Below are 17,931 nucleotides of genomic sequence, written 5' to 3'. Positions count from 1 at the left end.
TAGAGAGGGTTTTGTGAAAGAAAATATAATGAATAACTTACAACGCTTTTCCAAAGCAATGTTTATCCCTGTATTAATTTTGCCCATTGTTGGCGTACTTATCGCAATCAGTAATATCTTTACGAATGTCCGACTTCTCGAATTATTACCATTTTTAAATCATGCCTTTATCCAAGATTTTTTTGCTATTTTATCAAAATCATTAGTCTCTATTTTATCTAATCTTGGACTAATTTTTTGTGTTGGATTGAGTGTTGGCTTGGCACAAAAAAAACGAGCTGAAGCAGGGTTTACTGCCGTTTTGGGCTTTTTAATTTTCATCTATTCGATGAATAAATTTATGGAAATTAAAGGCATGTTATTTAAAGATATGCCCTTATCTGGCACAGGGCAAACCTTGGTGCTAGGTGTACAAATTCTTGATATGGGTATTTTCTTGGGTTTAATGTTAGGTGTGGTTACAGCCTATATTCATAACCGCTTTTGTGAAACCGAATTCACCAATGCACTGCAAATTTATGGCGGTTCTCGGTTTGTATTCATCGTATTAATTCCAACTGTCGTAATTTTATCGGTATGCTTAACCTACCTATGGCCGTTTGTCCAATACGGCATTTTAAGTTTAGGTAAATTCATTAACCATAGTGGTAGTGCGGGTATTTTCTTATATGGTATGCTTGAACGGTTACTGATTCCAACGGGTTTACATCATTTAGTCTATACACCATTTTTATATAGCCCATTAGGTGGCGTAGCTGAAATCAATGGCACTGTGCTTGAAGGGGCTCGTAATATCTATTATGCCGAAATGGCCGACCCGAGTATTTTACGTCTTTCACCGACCGTTATTTGGGATGCTAGAGGTATTTCTAAAATGTTTGGCTTACTGGGTGCATGCTTAGCAATGTATCAAACTGCTCGCCCAGAAAATAAAGCCAAAGTAAAAGCCATTTTAGTTCCCGCAGCAGTGGCATCATTAGTGGCTGGCGTCACTGAGCCGATTGAATTTACCTTTCTATTTGTTGCCCCAATTCTATTTGTGGTACATGCCATGTTAAGTGGGCTAAGCATGGTTGTTCTTAACTTTCTTGATGTCAGAGCGATTGGCCCAAATGGGATTATCGACTTCTTATTATTCAATGTTCCACTTGGCGTGGAAAAAACCAGCTGGCCTTATTATGTGTTAGTTGGATTGGTCTTTTTTATTCTTTACTACCTCATTTTTAGACTGCTTATCACCAAGCTGAATTTACAAACACTTGGGCGCGAATCAGCGGGTCAAGAAACTAAATTGTATTCAAAAAATGATTATAAAGAAAAACAGAAAACAAATGATAACAAAGCCACTAACCATGATATCGATGCCCCACTAATTGTCGAATTACTTGGTGGACATAGCAACATTGAGAATGTTGATAACTGTTATACCCGTTTACGTTTAATTATTCGTGATGTATCACTGGTTGATGAAGAGAATTTAAAAACCCAAACTGGCGCAAGCGCTGTCATCAAAAAAGGCAATAATGTTCAGGTTGTCTATGGGTTAAAAATTAATGCTGTTCGCAAAGCTGTTGATAGCCATTTGGCAAACATCACCATTACCCATTAATTGAGATAAAAAGGAGTACCGAATGAAAAAATATTCAGTTGTCATCGCTGGTGGTGGTAGTACATATACACCGGGTATTGTCATGATGATGTTAGAGAATTTGGATCGTTTTCCAATCCGTTCACTAACGCTTTATGATAATGATGCAGAACGCCAAGCAATATTAGGTCAGGCATTAGCTATCGTATTAAAAGAAAATGCGCCAGAGATTAAATTCAGTTACACAACCGATCCTAAAGAGGCATTCACTGATGTTGATTTTTGCATGGCACATATCCGTACCGGTAAGTATAAAATGCGTGAACTTGATGAAAAAATCCCACTTAAACATGGGGTTTTAGGTCAAGAAACCTGTGGACCAGGTGGTATTGCTTATGGTATTCGCAGTATGCGAGACATGATTGAACTCATCGATATTATGGAAAAATACTCACCCAATTGTTGGATGCTCAATTACTCTAATCCCGCTTCTATTGTTGCTGAAGCATGCCGTGTATTACGACCAAAATCAAAAGTATTAAATATTTGTGATATGCCAATTGGTACGACTCGCCGGATGTCTCAAATTGTTGGATTACAACCAAAACAATTAACGGTACGCTATTTTGGTTTAAATCACTTTGGATGGTGGACAAGTGTTAAAGACCCTGATGGTAAAGAGCTGCTTCCACAAATTCGCGATTATGTGATGGAACATGGCTATTTAACACAAATTGAAATCGATACACAGCATACCGATCCAAGTTGGCAAGATACCCATCGTAAAGCAAAAGACATTATTGCCGTCGATCCAAATTATTTGCCTAATACCTATTTAAAATACTATCTATTCCCCGATTATGTGGTTGAGCATTCGAATCCGGAATTTACAAGAGCAAATGAAGTGATGAAGGGTCGTGAAAAAAATGTATTTAATGCCGCGAAAGCAATCACGGCAGCCGGTACAGCAAAAGGACAATCATTCCATATCGACAGCCATGCTTCTTTTATTGTTGATTTAGCACGCGCAATTGCCTATAACACCGGTGAACGAATGTTATTGATAGTTGAAAATAATGGTGCAATCGCCAACTTTCGTGACGATGCAATGGTTGAAGTACCGTGTCTTGTTGGTAGTGATGGGCCAGAACCATTGTGCCAAGGAAAAATACCTAATTTCCAAAAAGGATTAATGGAAGAGCAAGTTGCCGTCGAAAAATTGGTCGTTGAGGCATATATCGAAAAAAGTTACCTAAAAATGTGGCAAGCACTGACATTATCAAAAACAGTACCAAGCGCCAGTGTAGCTAAAGCCATTTTAGATGATTTAATTGAAGCAAATAAAGCGTACTGGCCAGAATTACATTAAACACGATTCGACTAGATAAACAAGAGTTATAAGGCAATGTTCTCAATAGCTAACCCCTATTGAGAACATTTTTTCTATCACCATTTCCAATTCAATTAACAACAACCAACCAAAATAGTGATCACCAAGGTATCTATGTTAAACTGTAAAAAATCACATTAGCGTGTTTTGGAGTGTTAACGGTGCAACCTAAACTTGTCATTTTAACTGGCGCAGGTATCTCAGCGGAATCAGGATTGGCGACATTTCGTGCTCAAAATGGTTTATGGGAAGGGCATAATGTGGATGATGTCGCGACTTATGATGGCTATTTGCGTGACCCCATTGGCGTACATGATTTTTATAATATGCTACGTAAAAAGCTACAAAATCCTAATGTTAAACCTAATGCCGCACATTATGCTTTAGCTGAACTGGAACAGACTTTAGGGAGTGAAAATGTCACCATCGTAACGCAAAATGTGGATAACCTGCATGAAAAAGCAGGATCAAAGAATATTATTCACATGCATGGTGAATTACTCAAGGCCCGCAATGAACAAACAGGGCAAATTATTGATTGTGATAGCGACATTGATTACACCAAAAATCCCGATATTCGGCCCCATATTGTCTGGTTTGGTGAAATACCATTGTATATGGATACTATTTACCAACAATTAGAACAGACTGATTATTTTATCTCGATTGGAACATCCGGCAACGTTTATCCCGCAGCCGGATTTGTACAAGTCGCAAATCAAGTGAATGCCAATACCATTGAGTTAAATCTTGAACCATCATTAAAAGGGAATCAATTTCAGACTAAAATATATGGTCCCGCTAGTAAAATCGTACCTGATTTTGTTAAACAATTTATAAAAAACTCAATTAATTAGAATTTCCTTGTGAAGCAACTAATTTTTCAGCATAATGGCGTAAAAATAAAATCGCTTGCGGTGTTTGTAGTCCAAAACTCAGTAAAGCCATATCATCCATCACCAATAACTGGCGGTTTTTACCTGCTGGGGTATTTATTACATTATCCAATAACCAAAAATCCTCTTCATTTTGAAAATAGCGCATTGCCGTTTTAGTTGTAACAATGAGATCAGGTTTAGCTAAAATCAATCCTTCACCCGATAAAGTTTGATAACGATTCATATCCGCCAAGGCATTATTAACGCCAGCAATTTGAAAAACATAATCAATCAATGTCTCTTTACCTGCAGCCAATATATTGTTGTTATTAAAGCTACGGATAAACATGACGTTCAAAGGCAGTTTCGTTGAAGGAATTTGCGCTAAAGTAGCTTGCATTTGTTTAACCAATTCCCCGCCTTGTGACTCACGTTCCACAGCTTTAGCAACTTGTTGTATTCGATTAATCATGCCATTAATACTGGGCTCTCCACTAATAAAAATAACAGGAATACCCATACTTTCAATTTGCTCAAATACCACTGATGGTGCCGCTAATTGACTGGCAATAATTTTATCGGGGTAAAGGGAAAGTAATCCTTCAGCATTCAACGTTCTCATATACCCCACATCCGCCAAATTTGCCGCTTGAGGTGGATAAATGCTACGCATATCACGGCCGACTAATTCATCACCCGCACCTAATTGATAAATAATTTCAGTGATATCTGGACCAATCGAAATGATTCTTTCTTTTGACATAACTGATGTAGAAAGCATAACTAACACTAAAAAAAGTAATCTTTTCATCTTCGTACCTTTTTATATAAATAAACATAATTCGACATTAACCATTATTGTGTTTTTTAGTTAGCACCATCACTAAAAACCAAGGAGCACCAATTAAACAGGTCAATAAACCAATAGGGATAATCGCCGGTGAAGCGACAGTTCGAGCAAGCGTATCAGATAAAAGAAGTAATATTGCGCCACCTAAAGCCGAACACGGCAATAGCCAACGATGATCCGAACCGACCCAAAAACGTAAAATGTGCGGTACCACTAAGCCGACAAAGCCTATTAAACCGGCCAAAGAAACGGCGATGGCAACCAATAATGCACTACTGACTAATAAAATGGTTTGGGTTTGTTTTACGTTAATTCCCATATAATGTGCATCTTCGTCGCCTAACTGCAAGATATTGAGCCGATTAGCCAACAGCACAACACCCAAAATAATTAATAAGATAAATACTGCTGAAATCATTAAAATCGGCCACTTTATGTTAGATAAACTGCCCATTCCCCATAACGACAGTTCTCGAAGCTGCTGATCATTACTGATATAAGACAACACGCCAACAATTGCCATACATAGCGCATTAATGGCTATTCCTAACAACAGTAACTGTGATAATTGTGCACGTTTGTACTGTGATACAAAAAAAATCAGTAATGTAATAAGCAAACTCCCGATAAAAGCAGCACTAGCTGAAGCCCAAAAGACTAAAACGCTGGGTAAGCTAATCGGTAAAATGACCATAATAGCTACCGATAATGCTGATCCACTACTAATACCGAGTAATCCGGGATCGGCTAATGGATTTTTAAATAAACCCTGCATGATCGACCCCGATACGGCAAGCGCTGCGCCAACAATAATCGCAAAAAAAACACGGGGTAAACGAATATGTAACCACATATCAAATAAAAACTGACTGTGTTTATCTGATTGCCAAAAGACAGAAAAAGGCACCGACATTGGCCCAATATTCAACGAAAGTAATAGTGAAAAACATAATATGATCATCAACATCAATACCACCGTGTTTTTATGCTGATGTTTAACGCTAATTGTTTCTAATTTCATGTTTACCATTCATATTGAGCCATATGTGTTAATATTCACTACCAAGATTAAAAATCAATATTCATCCCAAGGTAAAATGTTCTTCCCGGTTGAGTAGACAGTAAAAAGTTCTCTTTATCACTAGGGTAACCACTTTGTGTTAATGAATGGCTGTTACTGTAGTTCCAATACCGTTTATCTGTTAAATTGTAAATTCCACCATTAACGCGAACAGTTTTTGTTATTTGCCAATAAGCAGATAAATCAATCATGCCATAGCCGGGGATGCGATAATATGTGACAGCTGGCGCAAGTACACTTGATGATGTGTTATTGTAATTTTCTCGACCACTATCCTTAGCTTGTTTACCTTTTTGTAAGGTAGTAACAATTGAAGCACCATAGTCTTTTTGTGGTGAATTCCAATTAAGTCCAATCACAGCTTTAAGTGGTGCGATACTTTCGAGATCAACATACTCATCACCAGAATAGCTCGATTTTGATTTACCTTTGCTATAACCAATAGCAATAACCGTGTCAAAACCAGATAATGTCTCAGACCAGACTGAAAAATCAATTTTAGTATTAAATTCTAAACCATAAATATAAGCTGCATCTCGGTTTTCTGTTTTAAATATAGTACCAATATGACTTGGTACACGATCAAACATATCTGGATGAGTTAAGCGATTATAGCGATTTGACGCAATAAAGTTCTTATACTTGTTATAAAAGAGAGATGCACCGACTTCAATACCTGCTGTGATATCCCCTGTATAGCCAATTTCAAAAGCATGACTTGTTTCAGGTTCGAGATCAATATTACCAATAAAAGCATATTGTAGTGTCGGTGGTAAACCATTTTGATTCAAGTTCCAAGAACCATATAGTTGCCCAGCATTTGGAAATTGGATCCCGCGTTGATATTTAGCATAGATATTTGCACCATCGGATAATTGATAATTGATCAATAAAGAAGGCGATAAGAAATGATCACTATGTGTTTTACCATATAATGTTTCAAGATCTTGTTCTGTCACCACTGATGATGACATTTTATCAAGATGAACCGCTTTTGTTTTTTGATAAATCAAACGCAAACCGGGTTCAACTGTTAATAAATTATTATGTAATGAGAAATTAAACTGATCTTTTACAAACGCTTCCATACGATAACGTTTACTATCGGCTTCAGGTTGCATAATTGCATCACGTGGATTAGACAAATTTTCTTGCCAAAATGGCCGTTCTGTAGAGGAAATTAAACCGCTTATACCAAACGTAATATGTTGTAAGTTAGTTTGAAAACCTGATTTACTCTCAAAACCAAATACATCGGTATTAAAAGCAGAATCAACTAACTGATAGGGCGGTAAACTATCAAAAATAATTGATTTATCATTGGCCTTTGTACGTTGATAAAAAAGACGTGAATCAATACCATCAAAATAGGGAGAAGATGGCGACCAATTATAAGCTAAATCATAGCTATAACGCTTGGTCTCTCCTTTTTGTTTTGCATCAATTTTCGTATTCAATGCAGGATTTCGATTAATTTTCCAATACGCATAATCATCTCGACTGCTGCGAGAATAATAATCAAATGTTGTGACAAAAAGATGTTCAGGATTAGCTTGCCAACCTCCACGTAATAACACAGCATTAGAATGAGAAACATTGGGATAAGGTGTAATATCATTATTGATTTTTGATTCTTTGTAATCACGGCGACTTAGAACTAATAGACCATCAAATTCACCATCTTTACCCGCAAATGTGAGTCCATTATGAAAACCTTTATTGGTTGAATTATAGCCGGATTGGTAACCAACATAAGTGGTTTTATCTGTCGTTAAATAATCATTAGCCGTTTTACTTAGAAAGGAAACCGATCCACCAATCGTCCCATTACTTTTGGTTGCTGAACTTGTCCCTGAGTCAATAACTAACTGTCGATACATATAGGGATCAACATAGTCGCGACCAATACCAAAAGTATCTTTACCGCTACGTGAGCCGTAGCTTCGACTGGTTGCATCAGGCAAAGGTATACCATTCACATCGATAGCGACGCGATTACCTTCTAATCCTCTAATGTTATAACCTTTATACCCACCCCGATCAAAGCCTGAAGAAGAAGCACCTTGACTCGCGTTTGGTGCAGAAATCAATGTTTGATAACGAATAATTGAACCAAAATCATTGGGTATATCATCATCAATGTTAATATCCCGCACCCCATCTTTATTGAGTAAGGGCAGATCGCTGACACTCACCATAATGGTGTCTTGGGTACTTTCACCATTTGGTTTATCAATGTGTTGTTCTTTTGCATAGGATAAAAATGGAAAACAACAGATTAAGGCAGTTAATACTTTATTATATTTAAACTTATTTGAGTTATATTGTTTCACTTGGTTTGATCTCTTTATAAATGGAAAAGAAATCTCACAGAGCATCCCTACTTTCTTTAATGATAATGATTCTTATTATTATTTTTGAGATAATAATTTTAATTATTATTAAAGTCAAATGGGCAAATTCAAATTGATTTAATCGTTATTTTTTAATTTACCTAAGTAGCTATTTTTATCCAAATTATTAATTTGTGTTTGGATCCAAGTCGCTTTATTACGGGTATTTTCATTTGGGTGAGTTGGGCTTAAATAGCGTGGGTTGGGCAAAATTGATGCCAATAAGCAGGCTTGTTCAAGTGTCAGATTTTTAGCTGTTGTATTAAAATAGTAATGCGCGGCAGCCTCTATACCAAAAATACCATTGCCCCATTCAACACTGTTTAAATAAATTTCTAAAATGCGTTCTTTCGACCAAAAAATTTCAATCCAAAGTGTAAACCAAAGCTCAAATCCTTTACGAATAAAATTTCTTGATGGCCATAAAAACAAATTTTTAGCCACTTGCTGACTAATCGTACTCGCGCCACGAACATGTTGACTATTTTCATTATGTACAATAGCACGTTCAATCGCATCAAAATCAAAACCAAAATGGTGAATAAAATTTTGATCTTCTGCTGCAATGACAGCAATTTTGATATTGTCAGAAATATCCGAAAAATCGCGCCATTGATGTAATTGTCTACCATGCCAATCAGATAATTTTTGTTGCACCATTAACATACTGGCTGGCGGATTAACAAAACGAAAAAGTAACACGAATAATATCGAGACAATAATAAATATCAGGATAATTTTTTTTAGTAGTCTAACGAATTTCGTGAAAAGCGTTGTCATAGGATATGCAATTAAGAGTGAAATCAAACAGCACAATTATATATCAGTTATAACATTAATATATAATGATTTAATGATATTAATTGGATAAATATAATTGAATAAACTCTGCTATTTCATGCACATTATTATTATCAAACTGTTGAATAGCAATATCTAATGCACAATCGGTTGCAATAGCAATTGTCATTGAATCATAAAATAATGGTTTTTGGTTGGCAGATCGATGACAGACAATTTTTGTTATCGGTTCTTCTTTAAACCCCTCAACCAGCACTAAATCAACATTACGAAATTGCCCGGCAAGTTCCATCAAATTTGGGGGTTGATTAATGGTTTCGGTTACCATTGCCCAGCGCTGATGACAAGCAACCATTACTTGAGCTGCGCCCGCTTTACGCAGTTCATAGCTATCTTTGCCAGGCGTATCTATCTCCATATTATGGTGACTATGCTTAATCACTGCTAAGCGAATACCTCGTTGCTGCAATGCTGGAATCAGTTTTTTTAATAATGTGGTTTTACCACTACCGCTATATCCACATATCCCGATTAATCTCATAAATGCTGATTCCAATAGTCTAGTTCTTGCGGAGTATTAATATTTTCAAAATAATGATGATGATCAGAAAATAAAACTTTTTTCACGCCATTTTGATGTAAAAAAAGTCGTAATTTACGTTCACCACAATCTAAATAGTCTTTTATTTTCCCAGCTAAGCAGCGATTAATCAGTAAAATCGTCGGATGTTCTTTTTCTCCATCAGTGACATAAGCAGCAAAATGATCACCCATATTACGGTGTAGTTGTTGCACTAAATCTAATGGTAAAAAAGGCGTATCACAACTTACCACTAAATTCCAATCCGTTTGACTATGTAATAATCCCGTATAGATACCGGCTAATGGGCCTAAATGACCCGATAATTGATCGGTAATCACCGGATAACCTGACTGCTGATAAGCAGCGATATTTTGATTACTATTAATGATAATCGTACCAACTTGCGGCTTAATACGTTCAATGACATGACAATAAAGCGGTTTACCTTTTAATAATAAAAGGCCTTTATCATTCCCTGCCATCCGTGAACTTTTACCGCCAGCCAGAAGAATTGCGGTTATAGCGTTTTTTAACATACCTTATGACTTTTTTTACATTGATAAAATTTAAAATAGCATTACTATAAGTAAAATTACAAAAAATAAATAGGTAAATAATTATGGCCTGCCATAGAATAGAAGAATTAATCGAACTTTTAGCGCCTGCATGGGAAAAAGAATCAGATTTAAATTTATTGCAATTTTTGCAAAAATTGGGTCAAGAAGCAGGATTTAAGGGTGAACTCAATACATTAAGTGATGAAGTTTTAATTTATCATTTAAAAATGCGTGATGCTGATAAAACAGAAGCAATCCCCGGTATTAAAAAAGATTATGAAGATGATTTTAAAACAGCAATTTTAAAAGCACGTGGAATTGTAAAATAACAAGTTACTCAATAAATGGATATGATTAGGAGTTTTTTATAATGATTAAAAAAATGGTTATCGCATTAAGTGCCGTATTATTTTCATTTGCTGTTTTTGCAGCAGATACCCAAGGGCCTAAAATTGAAGATGGTAAGCAATATACGACATTACCTAAATTTGCAGCGCCCCAAAAAGAAGTCCTTGAGTTTTTCTCGTTTAACTGCCCAAGTTGTTACCGTATTGATAACGAATTCAAAATAGGGGAAACCATAAAGGATAATTTACCTGAAGGTGTTGTATTCAAAAAATACAGCTTAAGTACATTTGGACCGCTTGCTCCAGAATTATCTGAAGCTTGGGCTATTGCTAGTGTATTAGGCATTACTGATGAAATTGCTCCTGATCTTTATAATGGTATCCAACGTGATAGAACAATCAAAACGGCAGATGATATTAAAGGTGTATTTGCTAATGTTGGGGTTGATAATGCTAAATACGAAAGTATGAAAAATAACTTTTTAGTGAAAGCGTTTCTTATTCAACAAGAAGAAGCAAGAAAGGAACTTCAGCCAACCAGTATTCCAAGTTTTTATGTTAACGGTAAATATTTAATCAATGCCAGAGGTCTTGATCAAACCTCAAATGATACAGTAATCAAAGATCATTCACGAGTGGCTAATTACCTAGTAGAACTTAAATAAATCAGCGTTTCTGCTACCTAAAACGCGCTTTAATGCGCGTTTTCTATTTGTACGACTTTTTAGTATACTGATCCCAAATACTCCTTTATAAAAAAGTGAATTCATTATGTCAAATCAAAACCCCATTATTCTCATTGATGGTTCATCCTATCTCTATCGCGCGTTTTTTGCGACCCCCGCTTTAACCAATCCCAAAGGTGAGCCGACCGGTGCAATTTATGGTGTGACAAATATGATTAGAAGCCTAATCAATCAATATAATCCTAGTCATATTGCGGTTGTTTTTGATGCCAAAGGTGGATCATTTCGAAAAGAAATTTACAGTGACTATAAGGCAACGCGAGAAGCCATGCCGGAAGATTTAAGAGTACAAGTTGAACCGATTCATAACATTTTAAAAGCAATGGGTTTACCACTACTTTGTGTTGAAGGCGTTGAGGCTGATGACGTTATAGGTACACTTGCAAAGCAAGCTGAAGCCGAAAACTTATCCGTACTAATTAGCACGGGTGATAAAGATATGGCACAACTGGTATCAAATAATGTCACCCTTATCAATACCATGAATAACGTGGTACTCGATCCGCAAGGTGTTGTGAATAAATTTGGTGTACCTCCCGCCAAAATTATCGATTTTTTAGCCTTAATGGGCGACAGTTCTGATAATATTCCTGGTGTACCAGGCGTTGGTGAAAAAACGGCAACCAGCTTATTGACTGAATTTAATGGTATCGATGATATTTATCAACATATTGATCAAGTCGAAAAATTATCAATCCGTGGTGCAAAATCAGTTAAACAAAAATTGGTCGATAATGAAAAAGAAGCGCGCTTATCATATTTACTTGCGACCATAAAAACAGACGTTGAACTTAATTTTACAAATGAACAACTTAAACCAGAAACGGCTGATCTCAATAAATTAAAAGAGATGTTTGAATACCAAGGGTTTAACCGATGGTTAACTGAACTGCAAAATAACACTTTTTTCAAAGCCAATAACATACAGGTTGATTCAACGAAAATTGATAATGCAGAACCAATAAGTCAATTTGATAGTGCAACAAGTGATAGTAAACATTATGAAGCGATATTAACAAGTGAACAACTCGATAATTGGGTTAAAAAATTAAAAGCCTGCCAATTATTCGCATTTGATACAGAAACCACTAGTGTTGATCATTTTCATGCTCAGCTGGTTGGAATATCATTGAGTATCAATCCAAATGAAGCCTGCTATATTCCTATTCATCACTATTATTTAGGCGTACCTAAACAACTTACCATTGATGAAATCATTCAAAAATTAAAACCAATTTTTGAAGATCTGTCCATCAAAAAAATTGGTCAAAATGTGAAATTTGATTACTGCATTTTAGCCAATTATGGCATTACAGTTAAAGGAATCGAATTTGATACTATGTTGGAGTCTTACGTATTAAACAGCAACGACCGACATGATATGGATAGTATGGCCCAAAAATACCTTAATCATAAAACCATTACTTATGATGAATTAACCAAGGTAGAAAGAAAAAGAATCACCATTGATATGGTGGATATAGAACGCACTACACTTTATGCCTGTGAAGATGCTGATATCACGTTGCTATTACATCGCAAATTATGGCCAACCTTAGCGAAAGAAGAAAAACTTAACACACTGTTTAGTCATATTGAAATGCCATTGGCAATCATTCTTGCTAACATGGAAAGAACCGGGGTTTTAATTGATGAAAAGCAACTTAACCATCATTCTAAAGAGCTAAAAATTAAATTAGAACAACTTGAAAAACAGATTCATGATTTGGCGGGTGAAGTTTTTAATATTGCCTCACCAAAGCAGTTACAGGTCATCTTATTTGAAAAAAATCAATTACCAATTATTAAAAAGACACCAAAAGGTGACCCTTCAACGAATGAAGAAGTATTAAGTGAACTGGCTAATGATTATGAACTGCCACGTTTAATTCTTGAATATCGTGGACTGGCTAAACTTAAAAATACTTATACTGATAAATTACCATTAATGATCAGTGAAAAAGATCACCGGATTCACACCAATTATAATCAAATAGGTACTGTAACCGGTCGTTTATCCTCAAATGATCCTAACTTACAAAATATCCCTGTACGTAATGAGGAAGGACGTAAAATTCGTCAGGCTTTTATTGCACCTAAAGGTTACAAAATTGTATCAGCCGACTATTCACAAATTGAGTTACGCATTATGGCGCACTTATCACAAGATAAAAACTTACTCGATGCATTTGCTAACGATAAAGATATTCACCGTTTTACAGCCAGTGAAATTCTCGCTAAAAGCGAACACGATGTCACATCAGAAGAACGCCGACGAGCGAAAGCCGTCAACTTTGGTTTAATTTATGGTATGAGTGCATTTGGCTTATCTCGGCAGATTAATATACCAAGAAACGAAGCCAAATTTTATATCGATAGCTATTTTGAACGTTACCCAAGCGTTGAACGTTATATGGAAAATACGCGATTACTAGCAGCCGAAAAAGGCTATGTTGAAACATTATCAGGTAGACGATTATACCTTCCAAAAATTAGGTCCTCAAATAGCATCGAAAAACGCGCTGCAGAGCGAGCTGCGATTAATGCTCCAATGCAGGGTACTGCTGCTGATATCATTAAAACAGCAATGATTGAGATGGATAAATGGATTAAAAGCCAAGGTGATGATATAAAAATGATCATGCAAGTACACGATGAATTAGTCTTTGAAGTTAAAGAAGATCAAATCACCACGATCACAACACAGATCAAATCGATCATGGAAAACTGTTATAAACTTGATGTACCGTTAAAAGTCGATGTTGGTATTGGTGATAACTGGGATGAAGCTCACTAGTACAAAGCACTATATGAATAAGTTTTTAGGATCAAAATAAGGTCTTAAAAACTTATTTAAACGATCTTCTCTGAATAAATCCCCTTATTATTACCGAAAGATCCTTTCTCCAATTCGATAATGATCCTCTCATTTTTTTGATTCGTCTTTTTTATAACCAATTAATAATCAAAAAAACAACGGTTAAAATTATTTTTTGTGGATAACTCTGTCACTAAACCGATCACAAAGCTGTTATTATCGTATAAATAACTTAGTGATCCGTATGGGTTGTGGATAACTATAGCATTTATCCTCAGAACTTAAGCGAATAAGATCCCGATTATTAACAGACAAAAATTAGAAATAACTTATTAAATAATAATGGAAAAAAAGACTTATCAACAAAAGATCCTTGCTATAATAATAAAAATAATAAAAGAAATATATAAAAGATCTTTTTTAATTAAATAAAGATCCAAAACAGATCATTTGACGTTATCAAAAAGACGAGTAAAATTTGTCACGCTAATTTAACACGATCATCTGATTACCATTTTTATTTAAAAGTAAGTTGAGGCTATTATGTTTTACCCAGATCTTTTTGATGTCATTATTGTTGGCGGTGGTCATGCAGGTACTGAAGCTGCAATGGCATCTGCAAGAATGGGTAGAAAAACACTACTTTTAACACATAATATCAATACATTAGGACAAATGTCTTGCAATCCAGCTATTGGCGGTATTGGTAAAGGACACCTAGTAAAAGAGATTGATGCCATGGGTGGCTTAATGGCACATGCGACTGATAAAGCAGGGATCCAATTTAGGATCTTAAATGCCAGTAAAGGTCCTGCTGTTCGAGCAACACGAGCACAAGCTGATCGATCATTGTATAGACATGCTGTCCGTACAGCACTTGAAAATCAGCCTAATTTAATGCTATTTCAACAATCCGTTGAAGATGTGATCATCGAAAATGATCATATCATAGGTGTTGTTACTCAAATGGGTGTCAAGTTTAAAGGTAAAGCCGTCGTATTAACAGCAGGCACGTTTTTAGATGGTAAGATCCATATCGGATTAAATAACTACAGCGGTGGACGCACTGGCGATCCAGCTTCTGTCGGTTTATCAAAATCATTGCACCAATATGCTTTTAGAATGGGCCGTTTAAAAACAGGTACACCACCTAGAATCGATGCAAGAACGATTGACTTTTCACAATTAGGTATTCAAGGTGGGGATGATCCTGTCCCTGTATTTTCCTTTTTAGGTAGTGCCAGTGAGCACCCTAAACAGATACCTTGTTATATTACAGCAACGAATGAATGCACCCACGATATTATTCGTAATAGTTTAGATCGTAGCCCAATGTATACGGGGGTTATTGAAGGTATAGGTCCGCGTTATTGCCCTTCAATTGAAGATAAAATTATGCGTTTTGCTGATCGTAATGCTCATCAGATCTATTTAGAACCTGAAGGTCTTGATAGCAATGAAATTTACCCAAATGGTATCTCTACCAGCTTGCCATTTGATACCCAATTGGCATTTGTACGTAGTATGAAAGGTCTTGAAAATGCGAATATCGTAAGACCTGGTTATGCCATAGAGTATGATTATTTTGATCCTAGAGATCTTAAACCTACGCTTGAAAGTAAAGTCGTTAAAGGGTTATTTTTAGCTGGGCAAATCAACGGCACTACAGGCTATGAAGAGGCCGCTGCACAAGGATTATTAGCGGGCTTAAATGCGGCTAGATTTGTCTATGATCAAGAACAATGGCACCCAACGCGTGATCAAGCCTATTTAGGTGTGCTGGTTGATGATTTATGTACACTTGGTACCAGTGAGCCTTATCGTATGTTTACTTCACGTGCGGAATATCGATTAATGCTACGTGAAGACAATGCCGATATTCGTCTAACAGAAATTGGCCGTCATTTAGGCTTAGTGGATGATTATCGTTGGCAAAAATTTAATCAAAAAGTGGAAGCCATTGAACAAGAACGTGCTCGTTTACGTGATATTTGGGTCCACCCCCATATTGAAACCATCGATGAAGTTAATGCCGTATTGAGTGCTAATTTAACGAAAGAAGCAAACGGAGAAGAGTTGTTAAAACGTCCGGAAATGGATTATAACACGTTAAAATCACTCTCTTTATTTGCACCTGGTTTAGATGATGTACAGGCTGCTGAACAAGTACAAATTCAAGTGAAATATGATGGTTACATCAAACTGCAAATTGAAGAAATTGAGCGTCAAAAACGCAATGAAGATACCGCAATTCCTGAAGGTATAGACTATGCAGATATTTCAGGCTTATCAAATGAAGTGGTGGCTAAATTAAAACAGCATAAGCCAGTCTCTATTGGTCAAGCATCTCGTATTTCAGGCGTAACACCCGCCGCAATTTCGATGTTACTTGTTTATTTAAAGAAAAAAAATTATATCAATAAAAATAAAGCGTAATTATGTTAAAAAATAAACTGGTTAATTTAATCAAACAAACCGATCTTAGCATTACTGATCAGCAAATTGATCAATTAGTATGTTACGTTGAAATGCTTAATAAATGGAATAAAGCTTATAACCTCACGTCGGTTAGAGATCCTAACGAAATGCTAGTTAAGCATATTATGGATAGTTTAGTTGTATCCCCTTATCTTAAAGGGGATACGTTTATTGATGTTGGTACTGGGCCTGGTTTACCTGGTATCCCACTTGCTATTATTAATCCACATAAACAATTTGATTTAGTTGATAGCTTGGGTAAACGTGTTCGTTTTCTAAAACAAGTGCAATTTGAATTAAAAATTGAAAATATTACCCCCGTGCAAAGTCGTATTGAGCAGTATACGAACAAATCTTTTGATGGTGTAATAAGTCGAGCTTTTGCATCACTAGAAGATATGCTGAGTTGGTGTGAGCATTTACCTAACCAAAATGGCGCTTTTTATGCATTAAAAAGTATCGCATCGCAAGAAGAACTTAAATCGTTACCTGCGGAATATCAGGTGAAAGATGTTATCGAACTTGTTGTACCTCATTTAGACGGTCAGCGTAATTTAATCATTATTAAACATATAAATGAATAATATTTAATGACTATTTATTAATTAGTCCGATTTTTTACACGATAATCAATGTTAACAAAAAAAAATAACGAAACTAATTTTCTTATATTGAATAAATCATGTTACAATTTGTCTTCAGTGGTTATTGCAACCTAATAATTCATATAGATTCATAACAACTGAGGCCTTTCATGAAAATTGTTGAAGTAAAACACCCTCTTGTACGTCATAAAATCGGTTTAATGCGTGAAAATGACATTTCTACTAAAGATTTTAGAGATCTTGCCAGTGAAGTTGGCAGTTTATTAACATACGAAGCAACCGCCAATTTACCTACCGAAAAAGTTACTATTGAAGGTTGGTGCGGCCCTATTGAAGTTGAACGTATTAAAGGTAAAAAAATTACGGTAGTACCTATCTTACGTGCTGGGCTTGGCATGATGGATGGTGTACTTGAGCATATCCCTAGTGCCAGAATTAGTGTTGTCGGTTTTTATCGTAATGAAGAAACATTAGAACCTGTTCCTTATTTTCAAAAACTAACCTCAGATATCGAAGATCGTATGGCACTTGTTGTTGACCCAATGCTTGCAACTGGTGGTTCGATGGTTGCAACGATTGACCTTTTAAAACAGGCGGGTTGTAAAAGTATCAAAGTATTGGTATTAGTTGCGGCACCAGAAGGTATTAAGGTATTAGAACGAGCACATCCTGATGTTGAGCTATATACGGCATCTATTGATGAAAGGCTTAATGAAAAAGGGTATATTTTACCTGGGCTTGGCGATGCCGGAGACAAGATCTTCGGTACCAAATAAAATCTCATTTTTTAGACCGGCTTAGCCGGTTTTTTTACGT

Annotated in this window: 15 protein-coding genes; 9 read left to right on the top strand and 6 right to left on the bottom strand. The window is 35.9% G+C overall.

Annotation, left to right across the window (positions count from 1 at the left end; genetic code table 11):
- Positions 1-13 precede the first annotated feature (13 nt).
- From ABEA36_RS10230 to cobB, 3 genes are all read left to right on the top strand, one after another.
- On the top strand, positions 14-1,609 hold the full coding sequence (locus ABEA36_RS10230) for a PTS transporter subunit EIIC (protein ID WP_345491793.1): 1,596 nt from the start codon (positions 14-16) through the stop codon (positions 1,607-1,609).
- A 22-nt stretch (positions 1,610-1,631) separates the two neighbouring features.
- Complete coding sequence (locus ABEA36_RS10225; protein ID WP_345491791.1) at positions 1,632-2,957, top strand: 6-phospho-alpha-glucosidase; 1,326 nt, start codon at positions 1,632-1,634, stop codon at positions 2,955-2,957.
- A gap of 173 nt (positions 2,958-3,130) precedes the next feature.
- Positions 3,131-3,835 (top strand): Sir2 family NAD+-dependent deacetylase, encoded by a 705-nt coding sequence (cobB, locus tag ABEA36_RS10220; RefSeq protein WP_425571926.1) that lies wholly within the window; start codon positions 3,131-3,133, stop codon positions 3,833-3,835.
- Here cobB and ABEA36_RS10215 read toward each other — a convergent pair.
- The 6 genes from ABEA36_RS10215 to mobA all read right to left on the bottom strand — a co-directional run bounded on the left by ABEA36_RS10215 (position 3,828) and on the right by mobA (position 10,100).
- Positions 3,828-4,667: a heme/hemin ABC transporter substrate-binding protein gene (locus tag ABEA36_RS10215; RefSeq protein WP_345491787.1), complete on the bottom strand. Its 840-nt coding sequence runs from the start codon at positions 4,665-4,667 to the stop codon at positions 3,828-3,830. The two genes, cobB and ABEA36_RS10215, sit on opposite strands and share 8 nt — an antisense overlap.
- Positions 4,668-4,704: 37 nt before the next feature.
- The gene (locus ABEA36_RS10210) at positions 4,705-5,727 is read right to left on the bottom strand and encodes a FecCD family ABC transporter permease (protein ID WP_345491785.1); all 1,023 of its coding nucleotides are present in this window, start codon (positions 5,725-5,727) and stop codon (positions 4,705-4,707) included.
- Between the two features lie 47 nt (positions 5,728-5,774).
- Positions 5,775-8,120 (bottom strand): TonB-dependent receptor domain-containing protein, encoded by a 2,346-nt coding sequence (locus ABEA36_RS10205; RefSeq protein ID WP_345491783.1) that lies wholly within the window; start codon positions 8,118-8,120, stop codon positions 5,775-5,777.
- A 138-nt stretch (positions 8,121-8,258) separates the two neighbouring features.
- Positions 8,259-8,960: a monofunctional biosynthetic peptidoglycan transglycosylase gene (gene mtgA / locus ABEA36_RS10200; protein ID WP_345491781.1), complete on the bottom strand. Its 702-nt coding sequence runs from the start codon at positions 8,958-8,960 to the stop codon at positions 8,259-8,261.
- A gap of 79 nt (positions 8,961-9,039) precedes the next feature.
- Complete coding sequence (gene mobB / locus ABEA36_RS10195) at positions 9,040-9,522, bottom strand: molybdopterin-guanine dinucleotide biosynthesis protein B (protein WP_345491779.1); 483 nt, start codon at positions 9,520-9,522, stop codon at positions 9,040-9,042.
- Positions 9,519-10,100 carry a molybdenum cofactor guanylyltransferase MobA gene (mobA, locus tag ABEA36_RS10190; RefSeq protein ID WP_345491777.1) on the bottom strand — a complete coding sequence of 194 codons (582 nt, stop codon included), beginning with the start codon at positions 10,098-10,100 and terminating at the stop codon, positions 9,519-9,521. The genes mobB and mobA overlap by 4 nt, the downstream gene beginning before the upstream one ends.
- Before the next feature lie 83 nt (positions 10,101-10,183).
- Between mobA and ABEA36_RS10185 the strand changes: the two genes are divergently transcribed.
- The 6 genes from ABEA36_RS10185 to upp all read left to right on the top strand — a co-directional run bounded on the left by ABEA36_RS10185 (position 10,184) and on the right by upp (position 17,891).
- On the top strand, positions 10,184-10,450 hold the full coding sequence (locus ABEA36_RS10185) for a YihD family protein (protein ID WP_345491775.1): 267 nt from the start codon (positions 10,184-10,186) through the stop codon (positions 10,448-10,450).
- 41 nt (positions 10,451-10,491) lie between these two features.
- Positions 10,492-11,133, top strand: coding sequence for a DsbA family protein (locus tag ABEA36_RS10180; RefSeq protein WP_345491773.1), 642 nt, complete (start codon positions 10,492-10,494; stop codon positions 11,131-11,133).
- Positions 11,134-11,239: 106 nt separating this feature from the next.
- Complete coding sequence (gene polA, locus ABEA36_RS10175; protein ID WP_345491771.1) at positions 11,240-14,011, top strand: DNA polymerase I; 2,772 nt, start codon at positions 11,240-11,242, stop codon at positions 14,009-14,011.
- 564 nt (positions 14,012-14,575) lie between these two features.
- A complete protein-coding gene (mnmG, locus tag ABEA36_RS10170; protein WP_345491769.1) occupies positions 14,576-16,468 on the top strand; it encodes a tRNA uridine-5-carboxymethylaminomethyl(34) synthesis enzyme MnmG in 1,893 nt (630 codons plus the stop codon).
- A gap of 2 nt (positions 16,469-16,470) precedes the next feature.
- The gene (gene rsmG, locus ABEA36_RS10165; protein ID WP_345491767.1) at positions 16,471-17,094 is read left to right on the top strand and encodes a 16S rRNA (guanine(527)-N(7))-methyltransferase RsmG; all 624 of its coding nucleotides are present in this window, start codon (positions 16,471-16,473) and stop codon (positions 17,092-17,094) included.
- Positions 17,095-17,264: 170 nt separating this feature from the next.
- A complete protein-coding gene (upp, locus tag ABEA36_RS10160; RefSeq protein WP_345491765.1) occupies positions 17,265-17,891 on the top strand; it encodes a uracil phosphoribosyltransferase in 627 nt (208 codons plus the stop codon).
- Positions 17,892-17,931: the final 40 nt, after the last annotated feature.

Source organism: Orbus sasakiae, from assembly GCF_039542345.1.
Classification (GTDB): Bacteria; Pseudomonadota; Gammaproteobacteria; order Enterobacterales; family Orbaceae; genus Orbus; species Orbus sasakiae.
Note: the sequence above shows the minus strand (reverse complement) of the source record. Positions and strands in the feature narration are given on the sequence as shown.